Annotated in this window: 27 protein-coding genes; 19 read left to right on the top strand and 8 right to left on the bottom strand. The window is 36.7% G+C overall.

The genetic code is table 11. The features are described 5' to 3' along the window. Window positions 1-117: 117 nt before the first annotated feature. The 7 genes from H560_RS23470 (at window position 118) to H560_RS23040 (ending at window position 7822) form a co-directional block, all read left to right on the top strand. Window positions 118-327 carry a hypothetical protein gene (locus H560_RS23470; protein ID WP_034753162.1) on the top strand — a complete coding sequence of 70 codons (210 nt, stop codon included), beginning with the start codon at window positions 118-120 and terminating at the stop codon, window positions 325-327. A gap of 32 nt (window positions 328-359) precedes the next feature. Next, window positions 360-1388 carry a site-specific integrase gene (locus H560_RS21955; protein ID WP_228372503.1) on the top strand — a complete coding sequence of 343 codons (1029 nt, stop codon included), beginning with the start codon at window positions 360-362 and terminating at the stop codon, window positions 1386-1388. 706 nt (window positions 1389-2094) lie between these two features. Next, entirely contained in the window at window positions 2095-2523 is a 429-nt protein-coding gene (locus tag H560_RS0117745) for a MarR family winged helix-turn-helix transcriptional regulator (RefSeq protein ID WP_027381231.1), read from the top strand. Between the two features lie 2 nt (window positions 2524-2525). Next, the gene (locus H560_RS0117750; RefSeq protein ID WP_027381232.1) at window positions 2526-4490 is read left to right on the top strand and encodes a S9 family peptidase; all 1965 of its coding nucleotides are present in this window, start codon (window positions 2526-2528) and stop codon (window positions 4488-4490) included. 583 nt (window positions 4491-5073) lie between these two features. Further along, on the top strand, window positions 5074-6693 hold the full coding sequence (locus H560_RS0117755) for a hypothetical protein (protein ID WP_027381233.1): 1620 nt from the start codon (window positions 5074-5076) through the stop codon (window positions 6691-6693). 7 nt (window positions 6694-6700) lie between these two features. After that, window positions 6701-7141 carry a hypothetical protein gene (locus H560_RS0117760; RefSeq protein WP_027381234.1) on the top strand — a complete coding sequence of 147 codons (441 nt, stop codon included), beginning with the start codon at window positions 6701-6703 and terminating at the stop codon, window positions 7139-7141. Between the two features lie 111 nt (window positions 7142-7252). Continuing rightward, complete coding sequence (locus H560_RS23040; RefSeq protein ID WP_155845040.1) at window positions 7253-7822, top strand: hypothetical protein; 570 nt, start codon at window positions 7253-7255, stop codon at window positions 7820-7822. Here the strand turns inward: H560_RS23040 and H560_RS0117770 are convergent. Further along, window positions 7703-8239, bottom strand: a complete 537-nt coding sequence (locus H560_RS0117770; protein ID WP_027381235.1) for a hypothetical protein — start codon at window positions 8237-8239, stop codon at window positions 7703-7705. The two genes, H560_RS23040 and H560_RS0117770, sit on opposite strands and share 120 nt — an antisense overlap. 39 nt (window positions 8240-8278) lie before the next feature. Then, on the bottom strand, window positions 8279-8776 hold the full coding sequence (locus tag H560_RS0117775; RefSeq protein ID WP_155845041.1) for a hypothetical protein: 498 nt from the start codon (window positions 8774-8776) through the stop codon (window positions 8279-8281). 381 nt (window positions 8777-9157) lie between these two features. Between H560_RS0117775 and H560_RS0117780 the strand changes: the two genes are divergently transcribed. The 11 genes from H560_RS0117780 (at window position 9158) to H560_RS0117830 (ending at window position 14228) form a co-directional block, all read left to right on the top strand. After that, window positions 9158-9373 carry a RebB family R body protein gene (locus H560_RS0117780; RefSeq protein WP_027381237.1) on the top strand — a complete coding sequence of 72 codons (216 nt, stop codon included), beginning with the start codon at window positions 9158-9160 and terminating at the stop codon, window positions 9371-9373. Between the two features lie 17 nt (window positions 9374-9390). After that, on the top strand, window positions 9391-9924 hold the full coding sequence (locus tag H560_RS0117785; protein WP_027381238.1) for a hypothetical protein: 534 nt from the start codon (window positions 9391-9393) through the stop codon (window positions 9922-9924). Window positions 9925-9968: 44 nt separating this feature from the next. Next, the gene (locus tag H560_RS0117790; protein ID WP_027381239.1) at window positions 9969-10157 is read left to right on the top strand and encodes a hypothetical protein; all 189 of its coding nucleotides are present in this window, start codon (window positions 9969-9971) and stop codon (window positions 10155-10157) included. Beyond that, window positions 10154-10966, top strand: a complete 813-nt coding sequence (locus tag H560_RS0117795; RefSeq protein ID WP_027381240.1) for a hypothetical protein — start codon at window positions 10154-10156, stop codon at window positions 10964-10966. The genes H560_RS0117790 and H560_RS0117795 overlap by 4 nt, the downstream gene beginning before the upstream one ends. 56 nt (window positions 10967-11022) lie before the next feature. Beyond that, window positions 11023-11487 carry a hypothetical protein gene (locus H560_RS0117800; RefSeq protein WP_027381241.1) on the top strand — a complete coding sequence of 155 codons (465 nt, stop codon included), beginning with the start codon at window positions 11023-11025 and terminating at the stop codon, window positions 11485-11487. Between the two features lie 25 nt (window positions 11488-11512). Continuing rightward, on the top strand, window positions 11513-11755 hold the full coding sequence (locus H560_RS0117805; RefSeq protein WP_027381242.1) for a RebB family R body protein: 243 nt from the start codon (window positions 11513-11515) through the stop codon (window positions 11753-11755). A gap of 444 nt (window positions 11756-12199) precedes the next feature. Next, window positions 12200-12469, top strand: a complete 270-nt coding sequence (locus H560_RS0117810; RefSeq protein ID WP_027381243.1) for a RebB family R body protein — start codon at window positions 12200-12202, stop codon at window positions 12467-12469. Window positions 12470-12549: 80 nt separating this feature from the next. Continuing rightward, on the top strand, window positions 12550-12813 hold the full coding sequence (locus H560_RS0117815; protein WP_027381244.1) for a RebB family R body protein: 264 nt from the start codon (window positions 12550-12552) through the stop codon (window positions 12811-12813). A gap of 81 nt (window positions 12814-12894) precedes the next feature. Further along, window positions 12895-13164, top strand: coding sequence for a RebB family R body protein (locus tag H560_RS0117820; RefSeq protein ID WP_027381245.1), 270 nt, complete (start codon window positions 12895-12897; stop codon window positions 13162-13164). Between the two features lie 122 nt (window positions 13165-13286). Continuing rightward, complete coding sequence (locus H560_RS0117825; RefSeq protein WP_027381246.1) at window positions 13287-13553, top strand: RebB family R body protein; 267 nt, start codon at window positions 13287-13289, stop codon at window positions 13551-13553. Between the two features lie 90 nt (window positions 13554-13643). After that, a complete protein-coding gene (locus tag H560_RS0117830) occupies window positions 13644-14228 on the top strand; it encodes a hypothetical protein (RefSeq protein WP_027381247.1) in 585 nt (194 codons plus the stop codon). 1 nt (window position 14229) lies between these two features. Here the strand turns inward: H560_RS0117830 and H560_RS0117835 are convergent, their stop codons facing one another. From H560_RS0117835 to H560_RS0117860, 6 genes are all read right to left on the bottom strand, one after another. Beyond that, a complete protein-coding gene (locus tag H560_RS0117835; RefSeq protein WP_027381248.1) occupies window positions 14230-14910 on the bottom strand; it encodes a response regulator transcription factor in 681 nt (226 codons plus the stop codon). 5 nt (window positions 14911-14915) lie between these two features. Then, window positions 14916-15530 carry a sensor histidine kinase gene (locus H560_RS22565; RefSeq protein WP_162143866.1) on the bottom strand — a complete coding sequence of 205 codons (615 nt, stop codon included), beginning with the start codon at window positions 15528-15530 and terminating at the stop codon, window positions 14916-14918. Window positions 15531-15640: 110 nt separating this feature from the next. Continuing rightward, window positions 15641-16282, bottom strand: coding sequence for a hypothetical protein (locus tag H560_RS0117845; RefSeq protein ID WP_027381250.1), 642 nt, complete (start codon window positions 16280-16282; stop codon window positions 15641-15643). Continuing rightward, a complete protein-coding gene (locus tag H560_RS0117850) occupies window positions 16269-16973 on the bottom strand; it encodes a hypothetical protein (RefSeq protein ID WP_027381251.1) in 705 nt (234 codons plus the stop codon). Before H560_RS0117850 ends, H560_RS0117845 begins: the two co-directional genes overlap by 14 nt. 279 nt (window positions 16974-17252) lie before the next feature. Further along, a complete protein-coding gene (locus tag H560_RS0117855) occupies window positions 17253-17588 on the bottom strand; it encodes a nuclear transport factor 2 family protein (protein WP_034753165.1) in 336 nt (111 codons plus the stop codon). A 230-nt stretch (window positions 17589-17818) separates the two neighbouring features. Then, a complete protein-coding gene (locus H560_RS0117860; RefSeq protein WP_027381253.1) occupies window positions 17819-18439 on the bottom strand; it encodes an RNA polymerase sigma factor in 621 nt (206 codons plus the stop codon). 238 nt (window positions 18440-18677) lie between these two features. Here H560_RS0117860 and H560_RS0117865 point away from each other — a divergent pair, with 238 nt between their 5' ends. Then, window positions 18678-19625: a FecR family protein gene (locus tag H560_RS0117865; protein ID WP_034753189.1), complete on the top strand. Its 948-nt coding sequence runs from the start codon at window positions 18678-18680 to the stop codon at window positions 19623-19625. The last annotated feature ends 26 nt before the right edge of the window (window positions 19626-19651 follow it).

Here is a 19651-nt window from a genome sequence, read left to right on the forward strand (position 1 = left end):
AAAAAAGTGTCATAGATAGACTTGTAAACAATTGATTTACAAATTGTAAAGTACATTAACGACTTGATTCCAAAGAGCATTATTTCGACATTTATTAACGCTAAAAATTGTTGAATTATGCTGGAAAAAAGCTATGGGCTAAAGATTTTTTTAAAAAGCCCGAAAAGAAAAGGGGACATAATGAGATATGTCCATGTGAGAGTAACGGTTGATGGCAAGCCGCAAGATGCATCAACGAAAAGAAAATGGGATGTGCGCAGGTGGGATCAAAGCACGGAAAGAGCAACTGGTTTTAAAGAAGATGCGAAGACGCTAATTTCTTTTTAGACTCACTTGTTACAAGCATTAATCAATTCAAAATGGAGATGTTTAATGCTGGAGTTCCTATGACAACACAGCTGATCATTGACTTTATTAACGGTAATCATCAATCCCGAGCAAAGGTGCTTGAAGAGTTTCAGGCGCATAACGATGAAGTTTTTGCACTGATCGGTAAGGAGTATGCACAGGGAACCTATGATCGATATGTTACTGCACGATCTCATGTTCAGGACTTTATTAAGTTCAAGTACAAAAAAGATGATCTGGAGTTTAGGGAACTTAATTATCAATTTATTAAAGACTATGACTTTTATTTAAAAACGGTAAGGAATTGCAGTAATAATACTTCTCTAAAATACATTAGTAATTTCAAGAAGATCGTCCTTTTAGCTGTTGCAAAGAAATATCTTCAGAAAGATCCCTTTAAGCTATTTAAAGGAAAGAAAGATAAGTTAAAAAAGAAGCCTTTAACGCAAGGTGAGCTTTATTCTCTTGAGACTAAAAAGTTATCCTCAGTGCGGCTTTCCCTTGTACGGGACATCTTTGTTTTCCAATGTTATACGGGACTTGCTTATATTGATGTCTATCAGTTGAAAAGAGAGAATATTAAAGTCGGTGTAGATGGTGAGCTGTGGATTATGAGCAGCAGACAAAAATCAAAATCAAAGACAGACATTCCATTACTTCCAAGGGCTTTAGAGATCATGGAAAAATATCATGATCATCCTATCTGTAGAACACGAGGGACGATACTACCTGTTACATCGAATCAAAAAATGAATGAGTACCTGAAGGAAATTGCGACGTTGTGTGGTATTAGCAGTACACTCAGTACCCATAAAGCCAGGAGAACCTTTGCCAGTACTGTTACCTTGAGAAATGGAGTTTCAATAAATGTTGTGAAAGAAATGTTGGGGCACCATTCAGTAAAACAGACAGAAGATTACGCTATTACAGAGGAGCAGGCAGTAAGCGAAGAAATGATAAGTTACGAGCCAAACTATCGGCAGACAAATCCACAGGAAAAAGGCCAGATGATAACATTCATGATCTTATACATAACTTAGAGATGGAGCTTAGTGAATTTAAGAATAGTAAAGTAGAAGCTGGAAAGGATGGTACTTTGAGAAAGCTGGCATTATTGCAGCAAGAATTGAATAAACTGAAGGCTGGTATTTGCTGAATCAATTTCAAAGTATTGATACATTAAATTAGAGTGGCTTTCGCGAGACAGTTAAAGCCACTTTTTTATTATGAGAGAATTATTGCCCCTACAAAGTTAAAAATTCAACAGTGCTTTGATATCCTGGATGATATGATGGCGTATACTTTATGTATCCAAAGGTTTGCAGTTCCTTAAAATACTTATGATACGTTGGTAGCGTATTGATATGGGAATACTGCATAATTTTACTGCGGCTGACATGGATGATTTTAAATTCATCCTGCAGATGCGCAAGCTGAATAAGGGAACAGATTAAAGCAAGATGCCAAACATTTAATCGCTCATCCCTCGACAGATTCGTTAAAAATTTGAGCCAACGTCCTGTCTTACTTTTGCTCATCACCAAAAAGTTTAAGTAAATCCTCTCTGTTGTAGTAATATGATCCCATAACCTTATTAAATGTTCTGCGATAATGAATAAACTACCATAATTTCCTAATACTGAAATTATTAATGAACCGATGTGGTAAAAAGTTGAAAAAAAATGATTTAAATATTATAATTAATATTGATATATCAATTATATTTGTATCAATAAAACTAAATTTATGTTACAGTCAGAACAAACAGTTTTTTACTATATCGAAAATGCGATCAAGTCGTATCGGCAGTTTGCTCAAAAAAAAATAAAGAAAGCAGGTCTTAATGTAACAATAGATCAGGGGTTAATTCTAAACATTATTCAGAACAACCCTACTATCTCTCAGCAGGAAATTGCCCGGAGAGCTTTTAAGGACCATGCTTCAGTTACACGCATTATTGAGAGTATGGTTGAAAAGAATATTCTTAAGAGAGAATTTCATACTGAAGACAGGAGGCGTTTTCAACTTACCATTACAGATTTCGGTATTGAAATTCTTACGAACATTAATCCTATTGTAACTGTAAACCGCAACCAAGCGCTGTATGGAATCACAGAGGAAGAAATAGAAACAGTGAAAAAAGTTCTTCAAAGAATAATGAAAAATTGTAGTTAGTTATGAAAAAAAATATCTCTCAGCTCATTTTTATCTTGTTTGCTATACACTGGCTGGCCGTTGAAAGACTGAGCGCTCAGGAAAAACCTACAAATTTGACTGATGAACAGCGCTATGAAAAATACCTCGGATTTAACGATCGAGTAAAAGATATATATGTAAAGCCAATCTGGCTTCCTGACGGCAACCGGTTTTGGTATGCGGGAGGGAAATCCGACAGTACCATTTTTTATGAGATAAATCCCACGATTAACATTAAAAATGTGGTATTTGATGCCGAGAGATTACGTGATGCTTTTAAGAATCAGATCGGCTATATTTATGAAAATAAAGGCATTCCATTTGGCGATTTAAAACTCATCAACGGAACTGATTCGGTAGCATTCGAGATTAATTCCAAAAAATATATTTTAGATTTAAGAGATTATAAGATTACCCCAAAAATATCTTCTGAAGGCACTTTTGAACAGCTGCAGCTATCGCCGGATAAAAGGAATGCTGTCTTTTTGAAAGATCAAAATGTTTGGGTAAGTAGTAATGGTCTTAAAGAGAAAATTCAACTTACCTCGGATGGCACGGCAGATTATTTCTGGAATATTTCCGGTTCTGTATGGTCTGCTGATGGTAAGAAAATACTTTTGAGAAAACTAGACGATCGAAAAGTACATCACATACCGATAGTAGATTATTCAAAGTCGGCAGAAGAAGTCGATTGGACGGCCTACGCGAGAACCGGTGATCATCTTGAGATTCCTGAATTGTATATTATTGATATTGAAACCAAAGAAAAAATAAAAATAGAGACCGGTACCGAAAAAGAACAATATATTTTTCCTTTAGGCTGGCATCCCAACGGCTCGGAAATTTATTTTATAAGACTCAACAGGCAGTGTAATAAAATGGAGCTTCTTGCTGCCAGTCCCTCCACCGGAGAAAGCAGGGTGATCCTCACCGAAGAAAATAAAACGTTTGTAGCTGGCTTAGACTTCATTGTCGAAAAATGGGTGAGACAATTTACGCTTTTAAAAGATGGCACAAGATTCCTATGGATATCTGAAAGGGACGGATGGAGGCATACTCACTCCAGTCCTGGGCGCAGCCCGATTGTCGAACTAAGAAAATCCGACGGGAAATTACTTCAGATCCTGAAAAAAGCAGATGTAAGTGAGCTAAAAAAAATTGGCTGGAACACGCCTGAAACTTTCATTGTGAAAGCTGCAGATGGTGTTACCGATCTCTATGGAATTCTTTATAAACCATATAATTTTGACCATAACAAAAAGTATCCTGTCATTGATTTTATTTATGGCGGGGCTTTCACAACGATTGTCCCTCGCGGTTTTATACCTACAACATCTCTTTCTCTTCGTGCACAGGCTCTCGCGCAGCTGGGCTACATCACGTTTTTGGTTGACGGACGCGGAACAACAGAGCGCAGCAAAGCATTTCAGGATGTGATATACGGAAATATAGGTAAATATGAGATTCCTGATCATGCGGGGGTTTTACAGCAGCTTGCAGCTAAACATCCCTATATGGATCTCAGGAGGGTAGGCATTTATGGCCATTCGTGGGGTGGATATTTTGCATTACGTGCTTTATTAACTTACCCTAACCTTTATCATGTGGGAATTGCCTCTGCACCAGGCGATACCACCGAAGGCGCTGAGGTAAATGAGCCTTATATGGGCCTGTTGGAAGATAATAAAACAGGATATGAATATTCATCAAATATAAATTTTGCCAAAAACCTGCAGGGCAAATTACTCCTTATTCACGGAACGAGTGATAGTAATGCCCCTTTTTCTGTAACGGTAAGAATGATTAATGCCCTGATTAAAGCTAATAAGCAGTACGATTTGCTGCTATTGCCTCAACGGGGTCATTTTATGGAAGATGAAGAATATGTCAGCGATGCTGTTAAGAATTATTTTGAGAAAAATCTTAAAAAGAAAAATGCAGAGTAAACCTGTTGTAATATCAAACATAAGAAAGCATATAAATCCTTATGGCTGTGAAAAGATTTACTCCGCAGATAGATAATTTCAAAAAGTCTGTCATAGCTAGTAATTCCCGAGATTGAAATTAGATGAACCTTATCCGACAATTTCGAGAATCATTAATTCCAGACTTCAGGAAAGAAGGTTGAAGATCAGTTCGTCATCAATACCCTTTCACTTAATATCTTCACATTACTTAATTGGTGAAGTATTTAGACTTGGGAACAAGACGTTCTGGAGATCTTTTTGACGGGGCAATCCTCTCATTTTCTAACAACAGGACTCTCTAACATGAGAAGTTGCTCATATAATAAATCGGTAAAGACAAAGAGTAGCCTAGCTTTTGCTACGCCTTTCTTTTTCTTCCCTGAACATAAAACCGACGTCGCGTCGGAGTTCGCGTTTAAAATCTTTAAATGCATTATAAATCTTGTTAGTTTGCTCGGTAGAGTAAGTGCCGTTCGACGAGGGGTTTTTAAGTAGTAAATCTCTTAAAACGTAAAAGCTTTTCCTAGCTTCATTAGAAATAATAAGATTTATAATCCCCGTTTTGAAAATACTGACTGAAGAAGATAACACCGGACGGTTCAGCTGGACAAAAGACACGAGCTCCCTCCTTATCAAGGTAATGGGTATGTTCCGAAAATTCCAAGAAGCAGCGGATTATTTTTGGAAAAACCCTAAGATCCTTGCCGAAATATATGATAACCTTGACGGGCATTCCGAAATATTGGGACAACCTATGTCTAACCGGATTTTGTTTGCTTCCGTACTCAATACGTTTGCTGCAAGTGATAAAAATGCTAAAAGTAAGATAAGCAAAAATGCTTTGGTAAGTAGTGGGGATTATTTTATAGAGTCAAATATTCTGGAATTGAATGATACTTTAAATACCATTAAAGGTATTATGAGTTTCGATTGGGATTTTGACTACAAAGATGCCATATTCCTACAGCAGAAAAAGAAATATACCCGAACCATTGAAGTGCGAGAGACAGATGAATTCGGGAAAGGTGGCTCAAATGTGGAACAAACACAAACAGTAACGGAAAACATTGGTGGCGATATTATTGCCATTATTGCAGGATTCATAAGCATTGGTGCAACAGGTGAAGTTTCTGCTTTGGCGATTACAGATTTAGCTTTGGCGAGTATTGACTTATCCTTGATGGATGAAGATATTAAGAAATGGCTTTCTCAATCCTCCGAAGGTAAATGGTTTGTAGAAAACTGGGATTTAATTTATGCTCTCGTAGGAGCAGGCATAATGAGTGTGGTAGTAATGGAAGGAATTCTCACTTATGGGCCTACGCTTTTGGAAAATCTAAAAAACCTTAAAAACGTTAAAGGAAATTACCGTATTTTTACCGAACAGCTGGAGAAACTTATAATACAGATGGAAGCTTACCAGGCAAGAAATGTAGCTAATGTAATAGAGGAAGTAGTTTTGGTGGGCGAGAAGAATGGATTATTGCGAAAACTTGTGAAATTCTTTTCATCTTCAGATGCAAATTTTGAGTATATAATCCAAAACCTTACTCAGAAGAGAATCTCTGTAAGAAAAGCTGGAGATAATCTTTATGAAGTTTATTATAAATGGTATTTAGTAAAAACAGGTACGGAAGCAGAGGTAGGAGCTTTTTTAAGTAGAGTGTATTATGCTTCACCTGCAAAAGCGACAGAGTTTATACAACACGTGCTTATAGAATCACTTACAGATTTTGAGAAAGCTGGTTTGCTTAAAAGTATATATCATTATTACAAAAGATTGAAGTATAGAATTTTGATATATGAAGACGAAATAGTCTGGAAAGTAGCAGATGAAAGATTTATTTGGAAAAACTCTGCACGGGTTTGGGGAGGAGAATTGGAATTTGATTTTAACACTTACGGAGTAAAAGGTTTGGGGCAAAAGTTTACAGATGAAGCCTTTAACCATTTTGGAAGCAAAATAAAAACGGTAAAAGTAGAATGGAAACAGTTGCCCGATTATCCAGGAGGGGAATCTTTAGGATATAAACAGTTTTATGAAGTATTTGATGAGACTTATGATAAATTTGAAGCAGTAAAATCGACTACTTTTTACAAAACTATGAGTAAAAAAGGTTTTACTAAAATTAAAGATACCTATGAAGAAGAAAATTCAATAAAAACAATTTTAACTAAATAATTTTAAAATGAAACCACATTATTTAATATTTAATATTGAAAATAAAGTTAGAAACTTTACCGATAGTTTAGATGATACTTTCGAAAGATTTGCTATTTTGAAATTAAATCCAGCTATTGAAGAAAGTATAAAACAAAGAATTTACGCTGAACAAGATTTTGAAGTTACAGGACAGGAGCTTCAACAGATACTTCCAACTTTAGACAAGAGAATAGAAGAGTTAGTAAAGCATCCAGATTTTAATCCTTTTAAAGAAGAATTAAGAAAAAGGTATCCAGAGCAATATGGAAGTCAGCCTTTTAAATTTAAAGGAACTATATATTATCTTTATCATAAAGGAAGAGAATTTTATGTGGATAATATGATTTATGGTGCTTTAGGATTCAAAAAACTAATTGAAGATCATATTGCAGCGAATAAACCTTTAAGATATGTTTATAAAGAATAATAGAATTGGCCGTTTCATTTATGAAACGGTTTTTGTTTTTAAAGAATACCAAAGAAAAACTTGTAGTTTATCGTAGAAGATATTGCTAAAAAAGGGCTTTCTTTAAGAAAGGTGTCCGAAAATGAATGTTCCGTTATTTATAGAGGACAGATTTTAAGGAAAGGTAAAGACCATGAAGTGGGAGCTTTCCTTAGAAAGTACTTCTGGAAAAGTGCAAGAAATGCTGAAGAATTATTAAGAAAAGAACTTTTCATAGTCCTTAAAAAGTTAGAAACATTTACAATAAATCTAGATTTTAAAGGTATTGTTTATGAGATGACAAAAAAGGGGAGATCTATTATCTGGAAGTTTGCAGACGAATTATCTACATTTCCGAATAGAGCAGAACTTTCAGAATATGGATTTATATCATATAATTTCAAAATCCCTGATAAGCTTCTGAAGAAACCTTATGGTGGATTTGGACAACAGTTTCTAGATGAAAGTTTTGAAATTTTTGGAGAACATATCAATGGCGCAACTACAAGCTGGAATGAAAATTCAATTATCCGGGGGGCTTCTTTAGGATATAAACAGTTTTGGAAAGCCTATGAAGATTCGATAAATAGGGCTTCCTATAAATCTGGCTACACTGGTGAGCCATCCTCTTGTTCGGGTAGCGCCCATGATTGCTGTTTCTAAAGCTATTGCTAAAACCTCATCCGAAACATCTTCTCTTCCTGGTGCTATATTTCGGATATTTCTTGCAATTATTTCATCAATATCCGAATGGCCTTCTCTTAAAAATCTTGAAAGTATCCAGCCCAGAAAAGAAAGATTGGAACGTGTATCATCCTGTCTTTGATTTCTCAATGCACTTGCCTGACGAAGTATATCAAGATTTTGTTCAACATTTTGAGCTGCGTTATTAGGCAATTCAAAAACTCCTGAAGTTCTTAAGAAATCAGCGGTAGCATCCGCCGGCCTGATGTAGTTTTTATATCTTTGGTATAAATCATGAATAAAAGCTCCGCCCATGATTGCTGCTAATGCCGCTGATACATTTGTAATGGTAAATGATGCAGCAGCTGATTCTAAAAGTTGTTTGTAATTTGGCATATGAAAAGTTTTTATATTTGTTTTAAGTATTGAACAACACTAAGATTGGGGACTGCGCTTCCGCATTTCTGCAAGAATGTCCTGTATAATAGCACGTATTGTCGGGTTAATATTGGCTCCCAGCCAGATCACCATATTATCTGGGATAGTAGCGCCCTTTCCTCTATTAAGTATCCAGTACCCTTGATCTATCCTACCGAATAATTTGTTGTTTCCGAAGTTTCTTTGGCTCTTCAAAACATCCACAGCATATTTTTTCCCGAATTCTTCTCCCACTTGTAGCTGACCAATATCCCGGAAGATAAAATAAATAAGAATTGTTGCAGCGTGCACGCCGTAGCCTACCTCATCTTCCTTATAATGGCTTGTTACAGCCAGTGCACCCAGCCTTCCGTAAGGAGGCACCTTATCAGGATTTTTTTTCGCAAAAGTTATCTGTTGGTAGTTCTTACTAAACCAGGGAACCGTTACAAAGCTTCGGGTTTGAAAACCTCTGATCTGAGCACTTCTTGCAAGTAGTAAATAACATTTAATCATAGCAGGATAAATTATTTTGTGATTATTAAAGACTCTTCTGGTATTGATAATAATAGAAGTATCACAAATTTCCATCGAAAGATCCTCATGAACTAGAGGGAAAATCCCTATTTTTTGAAATTGGGGGCTTACACTTAGTTTGAAAATATCACTGTTTATTTAAAAAAAATCACCCTTGGGAGAATTCCCTTGTTTTCTAAAATTCAGTTTTTTCCCTGAATGTTGAATTGTTATTATTTGAGAAATTTGTATCAGACAAAAGAGGTAAACGAATCTATTGCTGGGTCTGAATTTAAGATAAGTCACAAGCTTACAACTTGAAAGATGTTTTCAGCGATACGATACTAAAACTAAAAAATAATAACCAATTAAACAAAATATATGGCAGAAACAGTAAACAATCAGACAACAGATGCAGTTACGCAGACGAATGTTACCGTGCTTGGTGAATCTCCGGCACAGGCCATGAGTATGCTCTATCAGATGGCTACACACGCCAGTGGAATTTCCATTCAGAATTCGGTGACCAATCAGCAAAACCTGAATCAGCTGAACCCGGCGATTGTTGCTGACGCCATTAAAATTTTAAAAGGATAACCTAAAACCCTGTCACAATGGATGAGAATAACAATGAAACAACACAGCCTCAGGCTCCGGCAGCTAATACTCCCGCAGAAACAGCGGTAGAATTTGTAAATGCTGAAGTATTGGCTCCGCCAACAGCCTCTCCAATGGGTGGTGTGGCAAAAGTAATGATAGAGCAGTCTGCGGGAATGATGGTTCAGGATCTGCAGTCCTTTTTAAAAGGGTTTGAACAGGTGGGGCTTATTGCATTGAGCAGATTGGCAAATAATTTACTCACGTACGGCTCACCCAGTGGACCAAAAAGCAAAAGCAGTAATAATAACTCTGGCGGAAATGCAAAAAGTGAGGCAGAAATGCAGGATGATTTTATAGGAAGTGGAAGCAACGATATGATCAAGGACTTATTTAAAATTGTAAGCGACTATGCTGAAGCGAAAACGAAAATCTCCGGCGCAATATATAATCCCGGGATTCTTCACCCAACAGCAAGTGGAATGCAAAATTCTTCCCCTTTTACAAGCATTTCCGCTGAGACCGAGGATCCCGAAAAAAAAAACGGCTAACCGAGTCACCTGCCCAAAAGGTTTCTGAACAGAAGGAGAATGTCATGGGAAAAAATTCCAATTCTGCTGATAATGGAGAAAAACTGGTTCTAAAATCTGTAAAACTTACAGAACCACTGATAAAACCGGAAATAAAGGAAGCCGTAATACCTGCAGAAATACATACAAGCGGATCTTCAAAAAAATCAATATTTAAAAAACTAATTGAACAATTAAAAAAAATTAAAATATGAATTATTCAAACGAAACAAAACAGGCAAAAATTTTAAATCTACGTTCTCTAAAAGAAATAAATGAAAGCCTTTATCTGGCGAGAAATAGTGACAGCGCCTATTTCAGTACAAAAAAGCCGGAAAACAACAGTGACCGTGTAGTCTTTAGCCTCGAAACCTCCAATATCAATATACAGCCCGCTGTACGACAGGTGATCTGCACGAATAAAGGGAAGAGATACAATAATTACCAATCCTTTGTAATAGAGCCGAAAGACAAATCCACAGGCATTGCGGTGATCATGATCAAGCTGGAAGAGCATCAGACTTTTTTCTGCAACGTGAGAATCCTTCCGCTGAATACGCTGAGTGATATTGCAGAGCCGGAAATTGATTCTAAGCTTCTTACCGTTAATCTCGAAAAATCAAAATGTATCCTGAAAACAGATATTACGATTACTGCATCCAATACCGGAGAAGCTTTATACTCAGTTCATGATGTGGATGTAAACGGAATATCAGATCTCGTTACTCAAAGTGAGATCGTAGAATTAAAAAGAGAGCTGGAATTTCAGGGAGCTAAGCTAATTGCCCATTATTTCCAGGAAATCCTTGAGATTATCGTTAATGAAAGTCCTGCCAATACAGGAAAATTACCGGTAATTCCTGATGAATATATACTTAATCTTCCTAATGACCAATTAAAGCAGATGATTTCCGCCAATGCTATCGCAGGATGTATTGCCATTGAGATTATCGGAAGTAATGTAATTCAGGATCTTAACAGAGACTGGACGGCAGCCGGAGCTTTCATAGGCTACCTGATATAGCTATGCTGTTCTGCTTAGGAATGGTCTTCAGTTATTAATCAATTAAAACAAAATCTATGCGCAGACCTATAAATCACAGAGTGAAATCTCATGCTCCCGTTGTTCCTGTTCCGGATCCTGACCCTATAATGAAGAAGCTGCTTGAAACGGAAGCTGCTATTCTGGAAGAAGACGAGAAATTAATAAATGATGAAAATAAAGTACTGGATAAGGAAGATATGATGCCTTTCATTATCAGTAATGAAGATGAGATCATCAATTATATTAAAGAAAAAGCAACCAAGGAGACCCTTAAATCTTTAGCCCCTTTACTAGAAAAACTGGAAGAAGCCGTGAAACAGCAGCAGGCTTATCAACAGGCCGTTCCGGCAGCTTCGCCGGCAAACCCTGTAGCGATGAGCTATGAGGACCAGCTGAAAAAACTTCAGGAAGTTTCCAAAGGAAAAATAAAGGAGAAAGAGCTTAAGATCGCAGAAAGAATGAACAAGCTGCAAGCAAGATTTGCCAACATCCGTAAATAACAGTTAACCTCAAAAATTAATACTTATGATACAAAATCAAAATCAGATCAATACAGAAATTGTAGGAATGTCTACCTCGGTGCCTACCGCGATCTCCATGCATGTAAATGCACACTCCACAGGATTGATGTACGAAAACTCCGTCACGAGCCAGCAGCGGGACTCTCTGATAGGATTGAGCAATTCCGTAATGGGAATAAAAAAAATAGGCTCCGGAAGATTAAGAAGAGAATTAATGATGTTGAAAAAAGGCCGTTTTAATTTTTAATTTCCAGTAAAAGCCAACTACGGATGCGGCGCATTCCCTGTAGAACAAAAGCCGGTGATCTCAGCATATACAATCAGGTCAAAATTTTACACCGCTTTCAGATGCTGTGAATCCTCAAAATTAATTTTTTAGAAATGCGTTCTTCAGCCCACGGTATTATTCTATTTACAGCATATCTACAGCAGGAATTGATTTTTAATTAAATAAAATCCCAGCCGCATCCTTTATTTATATTCTCTAAAACTCCCACAGCTTGCAAAGATAAAATCTTCAGTCATTGTACCGGGAATCACACTTACATCCATCTATTTAACATCAGCCTTACAGCAATGCTTATTTTTTTCATCGTAAGTGTGGGAGGTTTTTAAATTATACTAAAACTAGTTTAACAATCAAATATTTTATTAACCGAGATCAGATCTCACAAAAAAAACAATTACAATTATGGCAACAACAGTGAATCCACAAATCACAGATGCAGTAACACAGTCTAACGTAAAAGTAGTAGGTGAAGCACCTGCAATGGCTTTAGGAAATGTATATCAAACTGCAGCACATTCCACAGGAATTATGTTTGAAAACGCGGTAAATACGCAAAATCAGCAGAATATTTTAGGTCAGGCAGCTACCACGCAGGGAGTAATGCAGATCTACAGCATGGATACAGTAGCAGATGCTATCTCCATTGCTAAAATGCTGAATCCTAATTCTTAAAACCCTTTTCTTGGCATTAAACCGGAAAAGCAGTAACCGGAAAGCCCGGTTATTTAAAATCTAATAATCAATAATCATTTATGGCAACAGTAGTTAATGAACAAATTACAGATGCGGTAACCCAGACCAATGTGAAAGTGGTAGCAGAATCTCCTGCAATGGCTTTGGGAAATGTATATCAGACGGCGGCTCATTCTACGGGTATTATGTTTGAAAATGCAGTCAATATCCAAAATCAGCAAAATATTCTTACCCACGCAGCTACTACACAGGGAGTCATGCAGATCTACAGCGTAGATACCATCTCTGATGCACTTTCTATCGCAAAAATGCTAAACCCTTAGTTTTAATTAAATAATATAAAATAATAATCCATACGATCGGAAAATCCGGTTGTTATTCAAACCCAAATAAACAAAATCATTATGGCAACAGTAGTTAATGAACAAATCACAGATGCAGTAACGCAGTCCAACGTAAAAGTAGTAGCAGAAGCTCCGGCAATTGCTTTAGGTAACGTTTACCAGACCGCAGCGCACTCTACAGGAATTATGTTTGAAAATGCAGTAAATACGCAAAATCAGCAGAATATCTTAGGTCAGGCAGCCACTACACAGGGTGTAATGCAGATCTATAGCCTGGATACGGTAGCAGATGCTATTTCTATCGCAAGAATGCTGAATCCTAATTCATAATCCGGCATTAAAATAATTTCAGCAGCCGGATCCTTTCCGGTTGCTTTACAATCAATCAATCAATTATAATAACCATGACCGGAAAATCCGGTTGTTTTTAAATCTTAATAACAATTTTAATTATGGCAACAGTAGTTAATGAACAAATAACGGACGCAGTAACACAAACCAACGTAAAAGTAGTAGCAGAAGCACCTGCAATTGCTTTGGGCAATGTATATCAAACGGCTGCACACTCCACAGGTATCATGTTTGAAAATGCGGTAAATAACCAAAATCAGCAGAATATCTTAGGTCAGGCAGCCACTACACAGGGTGTAATGCAGATCTACAGCCTGGATACGGTAGCAGATGCTATTTCTATTGCACAAATGCTTAATCCTTCTTAATCTCAGTGTGTTTTAGGTTTTTATTCAGGGAGTGCATTTAATGTGCTCCTTGATTTTATAATCTTAGTACTAACTTAAAAATAAATTGATATGAATAAATTCTATGCTGTTTTATTGCGATCAGCTCAATACGTTACTCGTACTTCATGGAAAAGCAGGCAATATATCAGAGAATACAGAGGAATTCCAATAATGAATGGAGTACGCTCCGCGTGGAAAAAATTAGATCTGGAAGTCAATAAGCGTCCACATTTCTATTATGATGTAAAATTAGTGGGAAAAATTAGACCCGGTGCAGATGGACCAGCATTTTTTAAATTTTTAAAGACCTACAGTGTCACCACAGTTCCCGGATCGTTTAAAGGGGGAGATAATATGATGTTTGGCCCAAGAACTCAGGGTGGCAACGCTGTAGCAATGTTTGGAGGTCCGGTACAAACGACACATGATGATGATAATATGGTATTGATTAACTATGCGATGCCAAGCCATTTTTTCGAAGGAGGATATGTCTTTATAAGGGTTTTTCAGGACGATGTAAATGTATATGCAGAAACCATAGGCTTTGGAAACAATAATTTTGCATGGTTTAATGAATGGTTCGGCAGCATACTGTTTAAAGCAGTCATGAAATTCAATATTGTACGATATAATATATGGCAGCCTAAAGAATAACCTACTTATCCAGCAGCACAATCTCATCGGCATCCACAATATTATTCTGAACGGCATAAATTACGAGCCCTGCCATATTTTTCACACAGGTTTTAATCATCAGGTTGGTTTTATGCGTTTCCACCGTTTTTGGGGAAATAAATAATGTATCGGCAATCTCTTTCGTGCTCAATTGCTGACAAACCAGTTTCAGTACATCAATTTCCCTTTCCGTTAAAGCATCTTTAGAAAATGCATGAAATTCAGGAAGCTTATTAGACAGCTGGCTGCGCATGACCTCCACCTGCTCATCAGAAAAATAATGACCGTTGTGATACACTGCATTGATGACCTTTAAAAGCTCTTCCAGCTCAATTTCTTTTGGTAAAAAAGCATGAGCTCCCATTTTCAACATCTGTCCCATGAAAGACCGCCGATAAAAGCTGGATAATACAATAATCTTGGTTTCGGCGTTTTTTTGGGATAGGGCAGACATCACTTCAAGGCCGTCGCCATTGGTCATTCTGAGATCCAGAATGAGAATTTCGGGTAAATCTGTATCTGTTTCATTCAGAAAATGATGGCCGCCGGTTGAGGTAAGCACCACTTCATATTCACCGTTATTATTGATATAATTTTCCAGAAGCTGCACAAACAGCAGGTCATCATCCACGATTCCTATTTTAATTTTTGAGTTATTCATTGTTATTATAAAATATTTAAGATGAAAATAAATTTTGTTCCTCTCTGAGGGTTGTTTTTAAATTTATAAATCGCTTTAATTTGTTTGGATCTCAATTCAATACTTTTTAAGCCAATCCCTTTCGCATGATGTTCGGGAGTAAAGCCGGTTCCGTTGTCTTCTACAACGAGGAGCAGGTGTTTTTCTGATACTTTCAGACTGATCTTAATTTTTGAGGCCCCGGCGTGTTTCAACGTGTTGGTGATCAGTTCCTGTACTATTCGGAATGTATTCATCTTTATAGGGTTACTGATGTTGTTTTTTGTAAAAATTGATTGATAATAATCAATATCAATGCTGTTTTTAGTCTGTTCCAGGTAATCAGAAATTAAATCTGTAAGCTTGATTTCGTTAAGGTCCGGAGGGGTTAAATTATGGCTGAGTTCCCTTATGAGCTGCATAGAATTTTTTAAATCCGTATTAAGCTCATGAGTGCTTTTATGCGGTGTGCTGAGCCGGATAAGATTCAGCCGGGAGATAATATTATCATGAAGCTCTCCGGCAAGCCTTTCTCTGTCTCTTTCCTGCAAGATAAGGGTATTTTCCCTATATTCTGTTTGTGTATTGCGGTAAAGCTGCATGACTTTTCGTTTATTTTTTTTGACACTTTTTATATAATTGGTAATCAGGATGGTTATGAATAGGGTAGTCAGGAACAGAAGTCCAATACCTATCCATATCCATAAGACAATCACACTTTCATTTTCCCCACGCGGCATCCCAGGTTAATAAAAGCAATATAAAAAAACCATAAAAGTACGCCTCTAAAAAGCCAGACGGGTGCAACCCATTCCAGATGATTGTTAATTAAAAAATTAAAAGTAGTTGAAATGATACTTTCAATTGAGAAGAATAAAAAGATCAGAATATTCAGAATAAAAAGTGTTTTATCAATTTTTGAATTTCTGATAATATTGAGAAAGTAAACCGCCGCAAAACTGCAGATTATAATGTTTGTAATGATGTTCAAGTAAAAAGTGACTGATTCTGTCTTTTGTGCATAAAAGATATTAATGAATAAGGAAAATCCGGCAAATACGTAGACCGGCCATTTTACAGCTTTTGATATTCTGAAGAAATATTTATTGTAAATCTCAGTGATCATTAATAACCCAAAGCTTTGGCTGAGGGGATAAATGTAAATATTAACCGTATTTATTTTCATAAGCCGCAAAATAAGATCATACATTTCAAGAGCCAGTTCACCGGCAATAAAAATCAGCAACAGTTGTTTTGACTGTTTACCGGTCTTCGCAAACAAGCCAAGCCCCGTAAGCAGCGTAAGATTGATCGTAAACTGCAAATAATACGAAAGATCGTTATATGTAGGCATCACTCTTCAGCAATAGTTGATAATTCACGACAGGATCATTGGCTGTAAACGGCGGGCGTGGAGTAGAATAGTTTTCTGCAGTCTGGCTTATACTGTTAACCCCGATATCTTTTACCGTTACAATTTCTAAATGATAATCCTGCATAGATGAATTTTCCGCGGCTTCATTAGTCAGCCCGAAGAATGAGGTACAATGCTGATCATCTGCAAGCTGCATTCTTTCATAATCATCAAAAGGAACAGAAATGATACGGAAAAATTCCGTTTTCTGGGACGGAATCCATGCGCTGCAATACATATTGAACCGGAAATTACGATAAATAGCGGATTCGGAAGTGATCGGGGCTTCTGAAACTACATCGGTTGTTACATTTATAGGTGCTTGCGGAGGGGTGCGGTTGAAATCTTTTACAACAATATAACTGAAATCACCCGCGGCATCGCTTTTTGAATCTATCATGAAAAATTTTAACAGATTATTGTCAATGCCTGTATAGACATGTATCGCTTTATCAGACTCATTCTCAAGACGTTTTTTCCATTCTTTAACTTCGGATCCATCCACTGAGAAATGCGTGCCCTGATTCAGGAACTGGAGGATATCTTTCCCGCTTTGCTCATTTCCGCCTTGATAAGAATCAATAAGAGTTTTCCAATTTTTTATGGACTGATAAATAGTATTGATTTCCATGCTTAGTTTTTGTGATTGTAAAATTTTGTGTTGAAATTTACAAAAAAAAGCCTTTATATCTGCTATTAAATCACTTTTTGGTGGATTGTTGCATTGTTTGTAGAATAAGAGCCTGAATTCTAAGCTGAAGAGAAGATAAACTGTTAAAAGGCAAACGCAGTTAATTTCATTTTTACACAATATAAACGGCTGTCATAAAGCTATCCAGGGCTACAGGACACTATCGCAGTTGTACACTACAATGTGCAAAAATTCTTTTAATTTATCTTAAAATAAAAATTAAACCACGAAAGCTTTCAGCTCTGCTAATTTTCCAGTCTCAAATCTCCAAACATCACAATATTCATAATCGATCCATTGAGAATCTTCATTTAAAAGGCTGATTTTACCTATTGCAGTTAAAGAGTCTCCTTCTTCAATCATACGCTCAACTTCAAATCTGGGAGGTTCCTGATAAGCTTCAGCCATATATTTTCTTACTTCCTCAATTCCTGTCAGCGTCCTGTCACCAACAAAAACCCAATATGTATTTTCTGTGCAGTAAGACAAAAATTTCTCATGATCTCCTGCAGTAATTGCTGCATTGGCTTCCAGTAACGTAGTTTTATGGCTCATGGAAATAAAGATTTAGATAATAATTTATAAGAAACACTTTGCTTACAGCCAAATATATGCCGGATTACATTCAGGTGAATGAATTTTTTCATCATTAAAATATGCTGCCCCAGGATCGATAGTGTATTAAATTTAATTCTAACTATTTTCCGGTCTCAGTTCCATTTGCTGTTTAATTTCTGTTTCCATCATTCCGGACATTTTCGACAGCCCTGAATACAGCTATTCATTTATGTACTTTTCGAAAGAATCTCCACAAAAACAATAAGAGCAACAAATTTTTTAGTCGATTTATACTCGGGGCTCAGCTGTTCGCGGATCTCACCCAGCGCTTTGCTTAGCTTATTGCTGACTGTTTTGTTGCTTAATCCCAGTGCTTCGGCAGTTTCATCTACAGACATATTCTGCCTGATTCTCATGTCATATACTTTCTGCTCCGTAGACGGAAGACTGGAAACAACTTCATCAATCATTGAAAATAAAGAGGAAATATCATTTTCTTCAAGAATTTCAAAATATTCCGTATCCGTGATATCGATTGGGTCTTCGGATTCATCAATACGTACTGCGGAGATTTTTTTAGAGCTGTTAAAATGATCAATAATCCTGTAATGCAGATGCCGCAGCAGGTAGCCTTTTGCGCTCTCATTTTCATCGGTCTGAACGCTGTCTGTCTGTTCCAGAATTTTAATCCAGAGATTCTGCAGCAGCTCTTCGGCAACATCCTTATCTCTTGTTCTTACAAAAACAAAACGGTATAAGCTGTCCCAATACCGCTCATACAGCAGGATAAAAGCAGGCCGGTCGCCTGTTTTTATTTTTTTCAATAAAGTGTGATCTGTCTGATTCATATTGATGAGGCAAAATTACCTAATCAAAAATTAACTTTTTGTGAACTTTAAAGATTTCAAGATTAATTATTTCTGAAAATCTGACGTGAAATATGAATGGAATGTTGATAAATGAAGAAAATTCAACAAAAACTGTCGGAAATATGAGTTAATATGAATACAATGTTAAATGTGGCCCGGGGAACTTTTCCTTTTTCACGGTTTTATAGATGTAACGGTGAACTTACATCAGAAATTTATGAAAAACTTAAACTACAGGAATATTGAATCATTTGTTTTCAGACTTTGGGAAAGGGAAGTTTCAGAAGAAAAAATGTTGGAGAAAGAAACGGAACTTTTAAATCAGTGGAAAGCTGAAACGGAAAAAAGTCTTAATAAAAGCCACAATGCAGAATCTAAGGAAAGAATTCTTTTTTCGCTGGAGCCTTATTTTAACCAGAATTATGAAACAGGTTATAAAACAGTTTTCAGGAGGCATTTAAGCCAAATTGCTGCCGCCATATTGCTTCTTTTTACATTGGGAGGATTCTTTACCTATCAGATTTTCTTTAAGTCGGATGTTTATTTTTCAGAATCAGGAAACCAGAAAGTTCACCTTGCAGACGGTTCTGTAGTAACCTTGTTCCCCGGAGCAAAGCTTACCGTAGAAAAATCTTTCCCGGCTGATACCCGAGTGGTGGAACTAACCGGCGATGCCATTTTTTCGGTAGCAAAATCTAAAGAGCATCCTTTTATCGTTCGTGCAGACGGATTCAGCACCCGGGTACTGGGTACTGTTTTTAAAATCACCCAGTCCGGAAAAGATAAGGCCGTGGATCTTTACGAAGGAAAAGTGGCAGTTACTTATGCGGGCGTTCCCGTAACCTTCCTGAAGCCTCATCAGAAATGGACCAACTTTGGGGTAGAGCGCACAGCTGCAGTTATTTCATTTAAAAAAGAAAACAGATCATACACCGGATTGTCCTCTTTATTGTCTTTAAGTTTTAATGATGTGAGCGTGAAGGAAGTAGCAGAAGTTTTACAGAAAAATTACAATATCAGTATTATTTATCCAAAGGAAGTATCTGAGAAAAAAATCACGGTAGATTTTACAGGAGGCAGCACAGATGAGAATATAGAAGCCTTGGCTTTCATTCTTGGGCTGGAAGGGCAGAAAGAAAAACAGACTTATATACTGAAAAAATAAATCAGATAAAAAACTAAGAAGGATTA

It is taken from the genome of Chryseobacterium daeguense DSM 19388 (assembly GCF_000430825.1).
Lineage (GTDB): Bacteria > Bacteroidota > Bacteroidia > Flavobacteriales > Weeksellaceae > Chryseobacterium > Chryseobacterium daeguense.

Bases quoted from the DNA above. Each gene is read 5' to 3' on its own strand.
- H560_RS23470 (WP_034753162.1), top strand. From the start codon at position 118: ATGCTGGAAAAAAGCTATGGGCTAAAGATTTTTTTAAAAAGCCCGAAA.
- H560_RS21955 (WP_228372503.1), top strand. From the start codon at position 360: ATGGAGATGTTTAATGCTGGAGTTCCTATGACAACACAGCTGATCATT.
- H560_RS0117745 (WP_027381231.1), top strand. From the start codon at position 2,095: ATGTTACAGTCAGAACAAACAGTTTTTTACTATATCGAAAATGCGATC.
- H560_RS0117750 (WP_027381232.1), top strand. From the start codon at position 2,526: ATGAAAAAAAATATCTCTCAGCTCATTTTTATCTTGTTTGCTATACAC.
- H560_RS0117760 (WP_027381234.1), top strand. From the start codon at position 6,701: ATGAAACCACATTATTTAATATTTAATATTGAAAATAAAGTTAGAAAC.
- H560_RS0117770 (WP_027381235.1), bottom strand. From the start codon at position 8,239: ATGCCAAATTACAAACAACTTTTAGAATCAGCTGCTGCATCATTTACC.
- H560_RS0117775 (WP_155845041.1), bottom strand. From the start codon at position 8,776: ATGATTAAATGTTATTTACTACTTGCAAGAAGTGCTCAGATCAGAGGT.
- H560_RS0117780 (WP_027381237.1), top strand. From the start codon at position 9,158: ATGGCAGAAACAGTAAACAATCAGACAACAGATGCAGTTACGCAGACG.
- H560_RS0117785 (WP_027381238.1), top strand. From the start codon at position 9,391: ATGGATGAGAATAACAATGAAACAACACAGCCTCAGGCTCCGGCAGCT.
- H560_RS0117790 (WP_027381239.1), top strand. From the start codon at position 9,969: ATGGGAAAAAATTCCAATTCTGCTGATAATGGAGAAAAACTGGTTCTA.
- H560_RS0117795 (WP_027381240.1), top strand. From the start codon at position 10,154: ATGAATTATTCAAACGAAACAAAACAGGCAAAAATTTTAAATCTACGT.
- H560_RS0117800 (WP_027381241.1), top strand. From the start codon at position 11,023: ATGCGCAGACCTATAAATCACAGAGTGAAATCTCATGCTCCCGTTGTT.
- H560_RS0117805 (WP_027381242.1), top strand. From the start codon at position 11,513: ATGATACAAAATCAAAATCAGATCAATACAGAAATTGTAGGAATGTCT.
- H560_RS0117810 (WP_027381243.1), top strand. From the start codon at position 12,200: ATGGCAACAACAGTGAATCCACAAATCACAGATGCAGTAACACAGTCT.
- H560_RS0117815 (WP_027381244.1), top strand. From the start codon at position 12,550: ATGGCAACAGTAGTTAATGAACAAATTACAGATGCGGTAACCCAGACC.
- H560_RS0117820 (WP_027381245.1), top strand. From the start codon at position 12,895: ATGGCAACAGTAGTTAATGAACAAATCACAGATGCAGTAACGCAGTCC.
- H560_RS0117825 (WP_027381246.1), top strand. From the start codon at position 13,287: ATGGCAACAGTAGTTAATGAACAAATAACGGACGCAGTAACACAAACC.
- H560_RS0117830 (WP_027381247.1), top strand. From the start codon at position 13,644: ATGAATAAATTCTATGCTGTTTTATTGCGATCAGCTCAATACGTTACT.
- H560_RS0117835 (WP_027381248.1), bottom strand. From the start codon at position 14,910: ATGAATAACTCAAAAATTAAAATAGGAATCGTGGATGATGACCTGCTG.
- H560_RS22565 (WP_162143866.1), bottom strand. From the start codon at position 15,530: ATGCAGCTTTACCGCAATACACAAACAGAATATAGGGAAAATACCCTT.
- H560_RS0117845 (WP_027381250.1), bottom strand. From the start codon at position 16,282: ATGCCTACATATAACGATCTTTCGTATTATTTGCAGTTTACGATCAAT.
- H560_RS0117850 (WP_027381251.1), bottom strand. From the start codon at position 16,973: ATGGAAATCAATACTATTTATCAGTCCATAAAAAATTGGAAAACTCTT.
- H560_RS0117855 (WP_034753165.1), bottom strand. From the start codon at position 17,588: ATGAGCCATAAAACTACGTTACTGGAAGCCAATGCAGCAATTACTGCA.
- H560_RS0117860 (WP_027381253.1), bottom strand. From the start codon at position 18,439: ATGAATCAGACAGATCACACTTTATTGAAAAAAATAAAAACAGGCGAC.
- H560_RS0117865 (WP_034753189.1), top strand. From the start codon at position 18,678: ATGAAAAACTTAAACTACAGGAATATTGAATCATTTGTTTTCAGACTT.